Below are 13,945 nucleotides of genomic sequence, written 5' to 3' on the forward strand. Positions count from 1 at the left end.
ATGGCTAAAACTCAATATAGTTTCTCAGATAATCCAAATGCTCTTGGTGCACCAGAAAACTTTGAAATTACTATTCGTGAATTGGTACCAAAATTGGGTGCAGGCTTCATCGTTGCCCTTACTGGTGATGTGATGACCATGCCTGGACTTCCAAAACGACCAGCAGCTCTCAACATGGATGTTGAAAGTGATGGAACAGTTCTTGGATTATTCTAATAAGAAAATTAAAAGACAAGCTCAACATTGAGTTTGTCTTTTTTGAGATTACTAAAAAATCTCCTAGAAAGTAACTAGGAGATTTGTATTTTATTTCATAGTTGGGAAAAGAAGTACATCACGGATAGTAGTTGTATCAGTGAGGAGCATGCAGAGACGGTCAATACCGATTCCCAAACCACCTGTTGGCGGCATACCGTATTCAAGGGCTTCGATGTAGTCGTAGTCAATGCCTGTTGCTTCGTCGTCACCAAGTTCTTTGGCTTTGGCTTGAGCTTCAAATCGGCTAAGCTGATCGATTGGATCATTCAACTCAGTAAAGGCATTACCATATTCTTTAGTCATGATGAAGAGCTCGAAGCGGTCTGTAAAGCGCTCATCTTCTGGATTTTTCTTAGCAAGTGGTGATACAGCCACTGGGTGTCCATAGACAAATGTTGGTTGAATCAATGTTTCTTCAACGTACTCTTCAAAGAAGGCATTGATAATGTGACCAACTTCAGTATAGTGTTTTTCAACTGGAACATTCTTTTCAGCAGCGATAGCTTTAGCTTCTTCGAAAGTCATATCTTTCCAGAAATCAACACCTGTAATTTCCTTGATTGCATCCACCATGTGTACACGTTTAAATGGTTCATTGATCTTGATTTCAGTTCCTTGATAGATAACTGGACCGTCGCCTTTAACAGCTTTAGCAGCGTGTTGAATAATGCCTTCAGTCAAGTCCATGATATCTTGGAAGTCTGCGTATGCTTGGTAAACTTCGATAGAAGTGAACTCAGGATTATGTGTAGCATCCATTCCCTCGTTACGGAAGATACGGCCAATCTCATAAACACGCTCCATACCACCAACGATAAGGCGTTTCAAGTGAAGCTCAGTCGCGATACGAAGCACCATGTCAATGTTTTGAGCATTATGGTGAGTGATAAATGGGCGAGCAGCAGCACCCCCAGCTTCGTTGTGAAGAACTGGTGTTTCAACTTCAAGGAATCCTTTTTGGTCTAGGTAACGACGGATTTCAGAAATGATTTTTGAACGAGTAACAAAACGTTCGAAGCTTTCGCGGTTAGAAATCAAGTCAAGGTAACGTTTACGATAGATTGTTTCAACGTCTGTTAAACCGTGGAATTTCTCTGGAAGTGGACGAAGGGCTTTAGATAAGTGTGTGATGTGAGTAGCCTTGATTGAGAGTTCTCCCATATCCGTACGCATCACTTCACCCTCAACACCGAGGAAGTCTCCGAGGTCAGCCTTCTTAAAGATTTCGTAGTTTTCTTCACCTACAGCATCTTTACGAACGTAGATTTGAATTTGACCTTCGCGGTCTTGAAGGTGGGCAAATCCAACTTTACCTTTACCACGCTTTGTTACCAAACGTCCAGCGATAGTAGCAGTCTCGTTTAAATCGTGTAGTTGTTCTTTGTCAAGGTCAGCATATTTATCTTTTAATTCTTGTGAGTTAGCAGTGCGTTCAAAGCGTTTACCGAATGGATCGATTCCTTGTTCGCGGAGCGCAGCCATTTTTTCACGGCGAACGATCTGCTGGTCATTTAGTTCTTCCATATGTTCTGTTGACATGGTTTCCTCCTAGTTTTTACTCAATTCTTGATACGATGAGTCTTTTTTGCGATACTCCCATTTTATCATAAAAGTCAAATAAATTCACGGATATTCTACAAAATCTAAAAAGAACTTAACAGTGATTGTTAAGTTCAGTTCTAATTCTGATAAGAAGTGTCGTTCCAGACTAAGAGGTTAAAGTTTTTAAAGTCTTTGGTTTCGAGAATTGTAACACTGGCATTTGCTAGACCACCATCTTTTCTAAGTAGTGAAGTATCATAGCCTAGAAGAGTTCGAATACTGGCTGTGAGATTGGCACCGTGACCAACAATCATAACATGTTCAAAAGGTTTGGACTCTAATGATTTGATAAATTGAATGGTACGCTGAGTTGTTTGATAGACAGACTCTGCACCAAACATAGTCGAATCGAATTTTGCTAGATTGGTACGAAAAGCTTTTAATTGCTCGGGATAGATGGCTTCTAAGGTTGCAAATTTTGCACCTTCAAGTTTTCCAAGTTGCCATTCTCTTAGTAAAGGTATTTCTTCTAATGGACAGTTGTTTTTCAGTTGACTTTGAATAATTTGAGCAGAAGTTTTAGCCCGAGGAAGATTACTAGAATAAATCACATCAAATGGAGTTTCCTGGAGATACTGCCCTAGTTTTTTTAAGGACTCAATGGATTCATCTAAGAGTGGAGAATCCCCACTCGCCCCTTGAAAACGTCCCTCCAGATTCCAAAGTGTTTTTCCATGACGAATAAAATAGAATTTCATGTGTTACTTTCCTCCAAGATATCTGCAAATTCAGCTTTAACAAAGGCTGCTAGATCTTGAGGGTTGATAATGATACTATGACCTACTTCCCCTGCGGAAACAATCATTTCATTCAGTTGAAGAGCAGTTTGGTCGATAAAGATAGGATAGTTATGTTTTTGACGGATTCCAACTGGATTATTGGCACCGTGGATATAGCCTGTTGTTTTTTCTAGGTCTTTTTGTGGAATCATGCTGACTTTCTTATTACCAGAAATCTTAGCAAGTTTCTTTTCAGAAAGATGTTCAGTGATAGGCACGATTCCAATAATTGGTCCAGTTTTATCTCCCAGAAGTGCTAGAGTCTTAAAAATCTGACTCTTTTCATAACCTTGAGGCATTTCACCTTCCAAGGCATTAATTTGAATACCTGTATGGTTTATTCCTGCCTTGGTTAAAATTTGTTGGACCAAGGTTTTCTTGACTTTTACTTTTTTTGCCATTATTTATACTTATCCTCCAATTGACTCATCCAGATTCCCAACCAAATCCCTAGGGCAAAGAAGAAAGCAATCAGTACATATGAAACTAGTGACAAACCACTGTAACTAATACTTTCAGCATTTCCAGCGTTTGGAATAAGGATCAAGAGTGTACTTGATAGTACGATCCCAATGATAAAATGATACACACGTGAGTGATAAAGGCGAAGAGCATAGTCCATGAATTTAGAGAAAATAATCAGAGTGATAAGAAGCCCAATCCCAATTGGTAAGAAGGTTCCAAACAAATCAAAAGTCTTGAATCCTGTTAACATAGGGCCATAAAGGCCAAGAATCAAGAGAAGATTGGAAGGACTAAGCCCTGGAACCAAAATACCCAGCGCCAACAAACAACCAGCAAGTGTGAAGTTAAGGAAGCTTGCAGATAGAGAACCAACTACAAAATTCAAGGCGTAGAGGGCGATACCTGAGATGATGAAGGTTGCCCAAAACCATATGTGGTCAACCTTGTCTCTATCAGAGTCACGAGTTGATTCTTTGACAAGACTTGGGATGGTACCAATGATAGCTCCAGCAAAACTCCACAATACATAGACTTGATAATTCTCTAAAAGATACTCGATTGGATAGGAGAAAAGTCCGATACCTAGTAGCATCCCAATGCTGACAGGTAGAAAAAAGAGCACATCTTCTTTGAAATTCTTAAAAGGATGGGCAAGAAAACGAATCATTCTCTCATAAATTCCCAAGATAGCGGCAAGAACGCCACCAGAAATCCCTGGTAGAATGAAACCTAGGGCGATTACAATTCCCTTAATAATTTTTGATAGCCATGATAACATAGAGGGCCTCCGAGATTTATATTCTATATAGATAAAACAGTGATTTAATACTGAAAAATAAAGAAAAGCAAGCAGAAAGCAATGTCTGACTTGCTTATTGTGATCGTGATTAAGGATTTAAAAACAATTTTCTAAAGGTTTCTTCCTTGTTCTTTGATGAAGAAATAAGATTTAAATCTAGATTATGTTCAAATCCACCAAGGTGTCCATGAGAGGTATATTGGTGAAGATCATAGCTAAGATCTGTTTTTGGAGCACTCTCATAGTGACCTGAGTTGGTTCCATAGGAAGGTATCCAGATAGCCGAGTAATTATCAACGCTGATACTATGTTCCTCCATAAAGTAAACACCAACATAGATACCAATATTTTTTGCTCCCAATGAAGCTAATTTGGCACGAAAGGCCTCAACGCCCTGATTCATGTCAGACATAGTCTTTTCTTCAACATCAAGCCAATAGTAGCTAGGATTGTAAGGAGAAGCGGCGTTATAGAAGGCTTCAGCAGCTTTTTCCATTTCTTCGACATTTTTTCCAGCTACATAGGCATAAACAGCAACTGGAACATTTCGTTTTTGGAATTCAGTGATATGTTCTTTATAAGCCTTATCGACTCCATTTTTATAGGCAGCGTCATTTTCTTCAGAAACTTGAGCTCCACTATGAACCCGAACAATCGCACCTGAAATATTTTGAGTTAAGGTGTCATAATTAATCTCAGATGGTCTTTGCCAGCCAGAAACATCAATAATCGGCTTGTTGATATTATGTAAAGCTTGAGTTTCTACTTGAACTGGATTTTGCTTTGTTTTGACTGGATGGTCTTCGAACTTGGGTCTATTGATGATTAAAATACCCATGAGTGTAGCTAATACAGTAAAAATAAAAACAGGATTTATTTTCTTTCTCATACTTTTATAGTGTATCGTAAATGGTGAAAAAAATCAAAAAAAAATACTCAAAATCCTTTAGGAAATGCGATGTTTTATAGCACTTGCCCTCTTTTGTGTTTGAAAGAGCAAATTTATGATATAATTAAAAAGAATTACTGTAGAAAAGAGAAAAATATGGCAAATTATGCAATTATTTTAGCAGCGGGTAAAGGTACTCGTATGAAATCAGATCTACCAAAAGTCATGCACAAGGTTGCAGGAATTTCTATGCTGGAGCATGTTTTTCGTAGTGTAGGGGCAATCAAGCCTGAAAAAACAGTTACTGTAGTTGGACATAAGGCTGAACTTGTAGAACAAATTTTGGCTGGTCAAACTGATTTTGTAAGACAGTCTGAGCAATTAGGAACTGGTCATGCAGTTATGATGGCTGAGCCCATTCTTGAAGGACTTACTGGACAAACATTGGTCATTGCTGGTGACACACCGCTAATCACTGGAGAAAGTCTTCAAAATTTGATTGATTTCCATGTTAATCATAAAAATGTTGCAACGATTCTAACAGCTGAAGCAGAAGATCCATTTGGTTATGGTCGTATCGTTCGTAATGAAAATGCTGAAGTGCTTCGTATCGTGGAGCAAAAGGATGCGACTGATTTTGAAAAACAAATCAAGGAGATCAATACAGGAACCTATGTCTTTGATAATGCTCGTCTCTTTGAAGCACTTAAGAATATCAATACCAATAACGCTCAAGGCGAATACTACATCACTGATGTTATCGGCATTTTCCGTGAAGCAGGAAAAAAAGTTGGTGCCTATACTCTGAAAGACTTTGATGAAAGTCTCGGAGTTAATGACCGTGTTGCCCTTGCGACAGCTGAAGGCATTATGCGTCGCCGTATTAACCAAGCGCATATGGTCAATGGGGTTAGTTTTGTGAATCCTGAAGCTACTTACATTGACATTGATGTTAAAATCGCTCCAGAAGTTCAAATCGAAGCAAATGTAACCCTCAAAGGTTCTAGTAAGATTGGTACAGGAACTGTTTTGACCAACGGAACTTATATCGTTGATAGTAGTATCGGAGCAGGAGCAGTGATTACTAATTCAATGATTGAGGAAAGCTCAGTTGCTGATGGCGTTACAGTTGGTCCTTATGCTCATATCCGTCCAGGATCAAGCCTTGCAAAAGATGTGCACATTGGAAACTTTGTTGAAGTCAAAGGTTCAAGCATCGGGGAGAATACTAAGGCAGGTCATTTAACCTATATTGGAAACTGTGAAGTAGGTAGTGATGTTAACTTCGGTGCAGGAACTATCACTGTAAATTACGATGGTCAACACAAATTTAAAACAACTATTGGGAACAATGTTTTCGTTGGTTCTAATTCAACCATCATTGCTCCAGTAGAGCTCGGAGATAACTCCCTTGTAGGTGCTGGTTCAACGATTACTAAGGATGTGCCAGCTGATGCCATTGCTATTGGACGAGGTCGCCAAGTTAATAAGGACGAATATGCAACTCGCCTTCCTCATCATCCTAATAATAAATAGGAGCTAACGATGGAATTTGAAGAGAAGACGCTTAGTCGTAAAGAAATTTATAAAGGACCTATTTTTCAGCTAGTTCAAGATCAGGTTGAACTACCTTCTGGAAAAGGTACTGCGCAACGTGATTTGATTTTCCACAATGGAGCAGTTTGTGTCCTTGCAGTTACTCCAGAAAATAAGATTGTTCTTGTTAAACAATATCGCAAGGCGATTGAAAAAGTTTCTTATGAAATTCCTGCAGGTAAACTTGAAATCGGGGAGAATGCAGAACCAGAAGCAGCAGCCCTTCGTGAATTAGAGGAAGAGGCAGCCTATACTGGAAAATTAAGCCTTCTCTATGATTTTTACTCAGCGATTGGATTTTGTAACGAGCGCTTAAAACTTTACTTGGCAAGCGATTTGACAAAAGTTGAAAATCCTCGTCCTCAGGATGAAGATGAGACTTTGGAGTTACTTGAAGTCACTCTTGACCAAGCTAAAGCACTGATCCAGTCAGGAGATATTTGTGATGCCAAGACCATCATGGCTATCCAGTACTGGGAATTACAAAAAAATAGTGGAGGAACCCATGGGTAAACCTTTATTAACAGATGAAATGATTGAACGTGCCAATCGAGGAGAGGACATCTCAGGTCCTCCCTTGCTAGATGATGAGGAAACTAAGATTTTACCGACTTCTTCTCAAAATTTTGGCTATTCACGAACCAGAGATCATGGTTTTAGCCAGGATACACTGACCATCGAAGTTGAACCACAAATCCATAAAAGTCGTCGAATTGAAAATACTAAGAGAAATGTTTTTAACTCAAAACTGAATAAGATTCTATTTGCTGTTATTCTTCTCTTGATTTTGCTAGTTTTAGCAATGAGATTTATTTAAGGGGAATGTCATGAAAATTGGAATTATAGCAGCTATGCCAGAAGAGCTAGTTTACTTGATTCAACACTTGGACGATGCCAGCGAAGAAAAGGTTCTGGGAAATAGCTATCATACTGGTAAGATTGGTTCTGCCGAGCTTGTACTTGTAGAGAGTGGAATCGGAAAAGTCATGTCTGCTATGAGTGTCGCTATATTAGCGGATCACTTTCAGGTGGATGCAGTGATTAATACTGGATCTGCTGGTGCAGTGGCAAATGGGATTGCAGTAGGCGATGTAGTGATTGCAGACAAGCTTGCCTATCACGATGTTGATGTGACTGCCTTTGGCTATGATTACGGTCAAATGGCTCAACAGCCTCTCTATTTTGAATCAGACAAAAAGTTTATCAGCTTGATTCAAGAGAGTTTGTCTAAACTGGACCAAACTTGGCATTTAGGTTTGATTGCGACAGGAGACAGTTTTGTTGCTGGAGAAGATAAAATCAAGGCCATTAAAGAACACTTCCCTCAAGTTCTTGCTGTAGAGATGGAAGGGGCAGCCATTGCTCAAGCAGCTTATGCTTTGAACCTTCCTTTCTTAGTCGTTCGTGCCATGAGTGACAATGCCAATCATGAAGCATCCGTTTCCTTCGATGAATTTATCGTAGAAGCAGGACGTCGTTCTGCCCAAGCCCTAATGACGCTTTTGCAGTCTATAAAGGACTAATAGAATAATTACTGAGAGTGGGACAGAAATCGGTAATTCGTTAGAATTCGATTTTGTCGTCCCACCTCCGCAAAGTTGAGTAGGGCTGTAAAAGCTGATGAAATCAGCGTAGTAGAGCCCACTCAACCACTGCGTCTTGCTCGATAATCAAAAGAGAATTGAGAGGCTAGGACTTTTGTCCCAGCCTTTTCTTGTCTTGCCAACTAAAATAATCAGAAGGCTCTTAAGAAAAGTTATTTTCAAACTTTTTTGATATAATAGAAACATTGACTTGAAGAATAAGGAAGAGAAAATGAACGATTTATTAAAGGGAATGAATGACCGTCAAGCCGAGGCTGTTCAAACCACAGAAGGACCCTTGCTGATCATGGCGGGGGCGGGATCTGGTAAGACTCGTGTTTTAACCCACCGTATTGCCTACTTAATTGATGAAAAGATGGTCAACCCATGGAATATCTTAGCCATTACCTTTACCAATAAAGCGGCGCGTGAAATGAAGGAGCGTGCTTATGGACTCAATCCAGCTACTCAGGATTGTTTGATTGCGACCTTCCACTCTATGTGCGTGCGTATCCTACGTCGCGATGCGGATCATATTGGCTACAATCGCAATTTCACGATTGTGGATCCTGGAGAGCAGCGAACGCTCATGAAACGCATCCTCAAGCAGTTAAACTTGGATCCTAAAAAATGGAATGAACGCACTATTTTGGGAACCATCTCCAATGCTAAGAATGATCTGATTGACGATGCTGCTTATGCTGCCCAGGCAGGAGATATGTACACTCAAATTGTAGCTAAGTGTTATACGGCCTATCAGAAAGAACTTCGTCAGTCAGAGTCGGTGGACTTTGATGACTTGATTATGTTGACTCTGCGTCTCTTTGATCAAAATCCTGATGTTTTGACTTATTACCAACAGAAGTTCCAGTATATCCACGTTGATGAGTATCAAGATACTAACCACGCCCAGTATCAACTCGTTAAACTCTTGGCTTCTCGTTTCCAAAATATCTGCGTAGTAGGGGATGCTGACCAGTCTATCTACGGTTGGCGTGGTGCTGATATGCAGAATATCTTGGATTTTGAGAAGGATTATCCTCAAGCCAAGGTTGTTTTATTGGAGGAAAATTACCGCTCAACCAAAACCATTCTCCAAGCAGCTAACGATGTCATCAAAAACAATAAAAATCGTCGTCCTAAGAATCTCTGGACTCAAAATGCGGATGGGGAACAAATTGTCTACTATCGTGCTAATGATGAACAAGACGAGGCTGTCTTTGTCGCCAAAACCATTGATGAACTTGGTCGTAGTCAAAACTTCCTTCACAAGGACTTTGCAGTTCTTTACCGTACCAATGCCCAGTCTCGTACCATTGAAGAAGCTCTGCTCAAGTCCAATATTCCTTATACTATGGTCGGTGGAACTAAGTTCTATAGCCGTAAGGAAATCCGTGATATTATCGCATATCTTAATCTCATCGCCAATTTGAGTGATAATATCAGTTTTGAGCGGATTATTAATGAACCAAAACGTGGCATTGGACCAGGAACAGTAGAGAAAATCCGTGACTTTGCCAACCTACAAAATATGTCGATGCTTGATGCTTCAGCTAACATCATGTTATCAGGGATTAAAGGTAAGGCAGCCCAGTCAATCTGGGATTTTGCCAATATGATTCTTGATTTGCGGGAGCAACTGGATCAATTAAGCATTACTGAGTTAGTGGAAGCAGTCTTGGAAAAAACAGGCTACGTGGATATTCTCAATACTCAAGCAACCTTAGAAAGTAAGGCTCGTGTCGAAAATATCGAGGAGTTCCTTTCTGTTACCAAGAATTTCGATGATAATCCAGATAATCAAGAAGAAGAAACTGGCTTGGATAAGCTCAGTCGCTTCTTGAACGATTTGGCCTTGATTGCAGATACAGACTCTGGCAGTCAGGAAACATCAGAAGTAACCTTGATGACGCTCCATGCGGCCAAGGGACTCGAGTTTCCAGTTGTCTTCTTGATTGGAATGGAAGAAAATGTCTTTCCACTTAGTCGTGCAGCAGAGGACGTGGATGAACTAGAAGAGGAACGCCGTCTAGCCTATGTCGGTATCACGCGCGCAGAGAAAATCCTTTATCTAACCAATGCTAACTCACGCTTGCTCTTTGGACGTACGAACTATAATCGCCCAACACGCTTTATCAATGAGATTAGTTCAGATTTGTTAACTTATCAAGGCTTGGCTCGTCCTGCTAATACAAGTTTTAAAGCTTCTTATACTAGTGGAGGAACAGCTTTCGGTAAGGGAATGAGTCTAGCTCAAGCTCTACAAGATCGCAAACGTAATGCAGCACCAAGATCAATTGAATCAAAAGGACTACCTTTTGGACAATTTGCATCTAATAGCAAATCGTCTTCCAGTGAAACTAGTTGGTCTATTGGTGATATCGCCCTTCATAAGAAATGGGGTGAAGGAACTGTGCTGGAAGTTTCAGGCAGTGGATCTACTCAGGAATTGAAAATCAATTTCCCAGAAGTCGGCCTCAAAAAACTCCTAGCCAGCGTAGCACCGATTGAGAAGAAGTAAGTTTTCTAAACGAATAAGATTCCCTCTTGCAATAACAAGGGGGATTTTTTCTGTTACTCTTATCACAAGATTGTGATAGTTTACATTTTCTTAACAAATAAGTTTTTTGCTTACACGATTAATACAAATAGTGTATAATTGAAACTGTTTTTGAAAGGAGAAGAAAATGACTGAAAAACAAATGAAAACTTTAGGTTGGATTGCAACCTTTATGTCTGTTATGATGTATATCTCATATATTCCACAAATTATGAACAACCTTGCGGGTCAAAAAGGAAACTTTATCCAACCAGCAGTAGCTGCAATTAACTGCAGTCTCTGGGTTTATTACGGTCTCTTTAAAAAAGAACGTGATATTCCTCTGGCAGCAGCTAATGCACCAGGTATCGTTTTTGGGCTTATTACCGCATTGACAGCTTTAATTTAATACATAGAATGAACTCTTCTTCGTATTTAAGCATGAAGGAGTGTTTTTCTTTATCCGAAATTCCTAAAAAAACATGATATAATACTATTAGAAAGGTTGGTGTTTATGGCTAGAATACTTATCGTTGAAGATAATAATGAGATTCAAGAAATTTTGAGAACTCTTCTTTCTGAGGAGCATGAGGTGATTCAGGCTTTTTCTGGTACTGAAGGAATGATACGATTTGAACAAGCTGGCATTGATCTAATCTTGTTAGATATTATGCTTCCGGGAAAAAATGGTGATCAGGTTTTAAAAGCCATTAGACAAGATAGCTCAGTTCCTGTCATCATGCTAACTGCCCTAAGTGATAAGAAGCTCATCAGTCAATATCTCTTAGATGGCGCTAATGATTATATCGTAAAGCCTTTTGATTTGGATGAAGTTTTTGCCAGGGTTACGGTTCAATTACGTCAAAATAGTGACAAGAAACCAGCTGAAATCGAACATCCTGACAAGTTGATTCAAGAGTTAAAAAATATTCAATTTGATGCAGATAGTTTTGAAATCAAAAATAGCCAGGAAACTATTCGCCTAGCTAAGAAAGAATGTTTGATTCTCCAAACCTTACTGGGACATCCTAAGAAAATTTTCACGAAAGAAGAACTCTATGAATTAGTCTGGGAGGATACTTATTTACCAGGCGACAATACTCTCAACACTCATTTAAGTAATCTCCGTAAAAAATTAGGCCAACTGGATCCAGAGCAAGAGTATATTGAGACTATCTGGGGAGTTGGTGTTCGCCTAAAAGGAGACGAGCGATGATTTACATTTTACTATCTTTGCTAGTGCTGGTCATTATCCTATTGACGATATGGTTGATTCGCTATCATCTAGCACTCGTTAACTTGAGCCAACAGATTGAAGATAAGATTCTGACCGGAAGTATGAAGAGAATCGGAGTGTCAACTTTCTCCAAGGATTTTTTACATCTTTACCAGCAAATCAATCATCTCTTTCAAGAAGTTGAGCAGTCACGCTTGATTATGAAACGTGAAAAGCAGACTTTAGACATGGCTATTAGCAATATTGCACATGATATTCGGACGCCTTTAACGATTGCGTCCGGTTATACTCAGCAATTGCTTAAAACAGAAAATCCTGAGTCTGAGAGTTTGAAAAAAATTGCTCATCATCTCAATCAAGTTTCAAAACGGCTAGAGGCTCTTTTGGACTATCGTCGGTTAATGGAAGGAGCAGTTAAACCAAACTTATCTGAGTTAGAAGTCTCGACATTTATGACGCAAAAATTGTTGACCTATTATGATTCTTTTCAGACGGCAAAGATTGACCTTGATTTGCAAGTAGAATCTGGTTTGTATTTACTGACAGATTCGGAGTTATTAGACCGTATGTTACAAAATCTCATTGGCAATGTTTTAAAACATGGTAAGGATGAAGCGAGATTTTCTTTGAAGGAAGTGGATAATCACATTTGTTTGGAAATTTCAAATCTGGTCAAACAACCCATTCGCAAAATTGAAAATCTCAGTCAACGATTTTACTCTGAAAACCTCTCAGATACAGAAGAATCCTCTGGTTTAGGTCTTTATATTACTGAAGAACTATCCCATCTCCTTGGAGCAGAACTACAACTAAGTACAGATGGTGCTTGGTTTACAGTAAAGATACTCTTTTAAAACAAGGAACCTCCTCTTTTTGAACAGAGGAGGTCATTTTTATAAGCTTTTCTTTTTGAAAACAGCAAGTCCACTAACGGTAAAGAATAGAATAACAGTAACTGTAACGATAATGGTGTATAGAACAGCTTGACTATAGGCAGTCATGGCATAGGCAACATTTAAGGATAAATAGCGTAAAATTTCGATATCTGGGAAGATAAGCATCGGCATTGAAAGCAAGATAGAACTGATTAAATAGCCAATGAAAACAGCCAAATAGGAATGAGTCACATAGAGAATGAAAGAAATAATGGAAAGCCAAGCAAGAAGGCAGAGGAATTGAAGGCCGATCGTTAGAAGGAGATTGCCAATAAATCCTTCTGGCATCGTTCCTACCCCGTTTAGGATAGTTGCTGGTACGAAAGCAATAACTAGGCTAATAAGAATTTGCATTAGAGCGATACTGGCTAATACAACAGACTTGGCTAGGAAGAATTCTGTACGAGAAACTCCCACTGTCAAACTGTTTTTATAGAGTTTTCCGATAAGGTCAACTCCCAGAACGAGGCAAGCAAGGATAATACAGAGAAAAACGAGGTTTGAACCTTGACTAGATGCGTTAATCAGGGCTTGCACACCATTCCAACCTTGGGTTGGAATTTCTGATTCTGGGGGCGTTGTATTAACTGACATTAGATGTCCTGTAGCCCCAATAGTAGCTCCCATTAACATGAGTGCAAAGAGAACAATCTCTGTAATCCAAAAACCTTTGGAACGGAAAAGACGGTAAAAGTCTGCTTGAATTGTATGAATCATGATCTTCCTCCTATTTTACTAATTGTGTGAAGTATTCTTCAAGATTTTGACGAGCATAGTAAATCTCATCCACGGCGACATCTGCTAGAGTAAGTTCTTTGAGAATTCGTTTGACATCTTGTTCATGACTAAAAATATGAATCTCATTATCTGAATTCACAACTTTAAATTCAAGACGCACTTTGTCTTTTAAGATTTGACTAGCTTTTTCTTTATCACTTGTTTTCAGAACAATATAGTCTTCATTGAGTGTCTCAAATTCGGCCTTACTGATTTCTCGAATGATCTTCCCTTGGTCCAGAATTCCAAAGCGATTGGCAACCAGATAGAGTTCTGACAAGATATGACTAGAGATGAGAATGGTCATTCCTAGTTCTTGATTCAGACGTTGAATCATATGACGAAACTCTTTGATACCGATTGGGTCGAGACCATTGATGGGTTCATCAAGGATGAGAAAGTCTGGTTTTGATAGGAGAGCAATAGCAATGCCTAGACGTTGTTTCATCCCAAGAGAGAAATCTCGAAAAACTTTTCTACCTGTAT

At 39.2% G+C, this 13,945-nt stretch carries 16 protein-coding genes; 9 read left to right on the forward strand and 7 right to left on the reverse strand.

Annotated elements, in window-relative coordinates; genetic code table 11:
* Positions 1-216 (forward strand): formate--tetrahydrofolate ligase (locus SINDD18_RS11230; protein WP_241497319.1); only part of this gene is annotated, 216 nt, incomplete at its 5' end.
* 90 nt (positions 217-306) lie between these two features.
* Here SINDD18_RS11230 and lysS read toward each other — a convergent pair.
* From lysS to SINDD18_RS03075, 5 genes are all read right to left on the reverse strand, one after another.
* Entirely contained in the window at positions 307-1,797 is a 1,491-nt protein-coding gene (gene lysS, locus SINDD18_RS03055) for a lysine--tRNA ligase (RefSeq protein WP_061863020.1), read from the reverse strand.
* A gap of 140 nt (positions 1,798-1,937) precedes the next feature.
* Positions 1,938-2,558, reverse strand: a complete 621-nt coding sequence (locus SINDD18_RS03060; protein ID WP_061863021.1) for a histidine phosphatase family protein — start codon at positions 2,556-2,558, stop codon at positions 1,938-1,940.
* Positions 2,555-3,040, reverse strand: a complete 486-nt coding sequence (locus SINDD18_RS03065; protein WP_061863022.1) for an aminoacyl-tRNA deacylase — start codon at positions 3,038-3,040, stop codon at positions 2,555-2,557. Before SINDD18_RS03065 ends, SINDD18_RS03060 begins: the two co-directional genes overlap by 4 nt.
* On the reverse strand, positions 3,040-3,882 hold the full coding sequence (locus SINDD18_RS03070; protein ID WP_061863023.1) for a DUF368 domain-containing protein: 843 nt from the start codon (positions 3,880-3,882) through the stop codon (positions 3,040-3,042). The genes SINDD18_RS03065 and SINDD18_RS03070 overlap by 1 nt, the downstream gene beginning before the upstream one ends.
* 109 nt (positions 3,883-3,991) lie before the next feature.
* A complete protein-coding gene (locus tag SINDD18_RS03075) occupies positions 3,992-4,792 on the reverse strand; it encodes a glycoside hydrolase family 25 protein (protein WP_061863024.1) in 801 nt (266 codons plus the stop codon).
* A 156-nt stretch (positions 4,793-4,948) separates the two neighbouring features.
* Between SINDD18_RS03075 and glmU the strand changes: the two genes are divergently transcribed.
* The 8 genes from glmU (at position 4,949) to SINDD18_RS03115 (ending at position 12,601) form a co-directional block, all read left to right on the forward strand.
* A complete protein-coding gene (gene glmU, locus SINDD18_RS03080) occupies positions 4,949-6,328 on the forward strand; it encodes a bifunctional UDP-N-acetylglucosamine diphosphorylase/glucosamine-1-phosphate N-acetyltransferase GlmU (protein WP_061863025.1) in 1,380 nt (459 codons plus the stop codon).
* A gap of 9 nt (positions 6,329-6,337) precedes the next feature.
* Positions 6,338-6,901: an NUDIX hydrolase gene (locus SINDD18_RS03085; RefSeq protein ID WP_061863026.1), complete on the forward strand. Its 564-nt coding sequence runs from the start codon at positions 6,338-6,340 to the stop codon at positions 6,899-6,901.
* Entirely contained in the window at positions 6,894-7,205 is a 312-nt protein-coding gene (gene macP, locus SINDD18_RS03090; protein WP_061863027.1) for a cell wall synthase accessory phosphoprotein MacP, read from the forward strand. The genes SINDD18_RS03085 and macP overlap by 8 nt, the downstream gene beginning before the upstream one ends.
* A gap of 10 nt (positions 7,206-7,215) precedes the next feature.
* Positions 7,216-7,911 (forward strand): 5'-methylthioadenosine/adenosylhomocysteine nucleosidase, encoded by a 696-nt coding sequence (locus tag SINDD18_RS03095; protein ID WP_061863028.1) that lies wholly within the window; start codon positions 7,216-7,218, stop codon positions 7,909-7,911.
* A gap of 292 nt (positions 7,912-8,203) precedes the next feature.
* Complete coding sequence (pcrA, locus tag SINDD18_RS03100) at positions 8,204-10,492, forward strand: DNA helicase PcrA (RefSeq protein ID WP_061863029.1); 2,289 nt, start codon at positions 8,204-8,206, stop codon at positions 10,490-10,492.
* A gap of 166 nt (positions 10,493-10,658) precedes the next feature.
* Positions 10,659-10,919, forward strand: a complete 261-nt coding sequence (locus SINDD18_RS03105) for a SemiSWEET family transporter (protein ID WP_061863030.1) — start codon at positions 10,659-10,661, stop codon at positions 10,917-10,919.
* A gap of 105 nt (positions 10,920-11,024) precedes the next feature.
* A complete protein-coding gene (locus SINDD18_RS03110) occupies positions 11,025-11,726 on the forward strand; it encodes a response regulator transcription factor (protein ID WP_061863031.1) in 702 nt (233 codons plus the stop codon).
* Positions 11,723-12,601 carry a sensor histidine kinase gene (locus SINDD18_RS03115; protein ID WP_061863032.1) on the forward strand — a complete coding sequence of 293 codons (879 nt, stop codon included), beginning with the start codon at positions 11,723-11,725 and terminating at the stop codon, positions 12,599-12,601. The genes SINDD18_RS03110 and SINDD18_RS03115 overlap by 4 nt, the downstream gene beginning before the upstream one ends.
* Before the next feature lie 39 nt (positions 12,602-12,640).
* On the opposite strand, the gene SINDD18_RS03120 is transcribed toward SINDD18_RS03115, so the two are convergent.
* Together SINDD18_RS03120 and SINDD18_RS11235 are read right to left on the reverse strand one after the other, a co-directional pair.
* Entirely contained in the window at positions 12,641-13,399 is a 759-nt protein-coding gene (locus SINDD18_RS03120; protein WP_061863033.1) for an ABC transporter permease, read from the reverse strand.
* Positions 13,400-13,409: 10 nt separating this feature from the next.
* On the reverse strand, positions 13,410-13,945 hold a 536-nt coding region (locus SINDD18_RS11235; RefSeq protein ID WP_241497320.1), incomplete at its 5' end, for an ATP-binding cassette domain-containing protein.

The organism is Streptococcus infantis (assembly GCF_001579645.1).
Classification (GTDB): domain Bacteria; phylum Bacillota; class Bacilli; order Lactobacillales; family Streptococcaceae; genus Streptococcus; species Streptococcus infantis_E.

Coding starts and splice junctions, on each gene's coding strand:
- lysS (WP_061863020.1), bottom strand. CDS start 1,797: ATGTCAACAGAACATATGGAAGAACTAAATGACCAGCAGATCGTTCGC.
- SINDD18_RS03060 (WP_061863021.1), bottom strand. CDS start 2,558: ATGAAATTCTATTTTATTCGTCATGGAAAAACACTTTGGAATCTGGAG.
- SINDD18_RS03065 (WP_061863022.1), bottom strand. CDS start 3,040: ATGGCAAAAAAAGTAAAAGTCAAGAAAACCTTGGTCCAACAAATTTTA.
- SINDD18_RS03070 (WP_061863023.1), bottom strand. CDS start 3,882: ATGTTATCATGGCTATCAAAAATTATTAAGGGAATTGTAATCGCCCTA.
- SINDD18_RS03075 (WP_061863024.1), bottom strand. CDS start 4,792: ATGAGAAAGAAAATAAATCCTGTTTTTATTTTTACTGTATTAGCTACA.
- glmU (WP_061863025.1), top strand. CDS start 4,949: ATGGCAAATTATGCAATTATTTTAGCAGCGGGTAAAGGTACTCGTATG.
- SINDD18_RS03085 (WP_061863026.1), top strand. CDS start 6,338: ATGGAATTTGAAGAGAAGACGCTTAGTCGTAAAGAAATTTATAAAGGA.
- macP (WP_061863027.1), top strand. CDS start 6,894: ATGGGTAAACCTTTATTAACAGATGAAATGATTGAACGTGCCAATCGA.
- SINDD18_RS03095 (WP_061863028.1), top strand. CDS start 7,216: ATGAAAATTGGAATTATAGCAGCTATGCCAGAAGAGCTAGTTTACTTG.
- pcrA (WP_061863029.1), top strand. CDS start 8,204: ATGAACGATTTATTAAAGGGAATGAATGACCGTCAAGCCGAGGCTGTT.
- SINDD18_RS03105 (WP_061863030.1), top strand. CDS start 10,659: ATGACTGAAAAACAAATGAAAACTTTAGGTTGGATTGCAACCTTTATG.
- SINDD18_RS03110 (WP_061863031.1), top strand. CDS start 11,025: ATGGCTAGAATACTTATCGTTGAAGATAATAATGAGATTCAAGAAATT.
- SINDD18_RS03115 (WP_061863032.1), top strand. CDS start 11,723: ATGATTTACATTTTACTATCTTTGCTAGTGCTGGTCATTATCCTATTG.
- SINDD18_RS03120 (WP_061863033.1), bottom strand. CDS start 13,399: ATGATTCATACAATTCAAGCAGACTTTTACCGTCTTTTCCGTTCCAAA.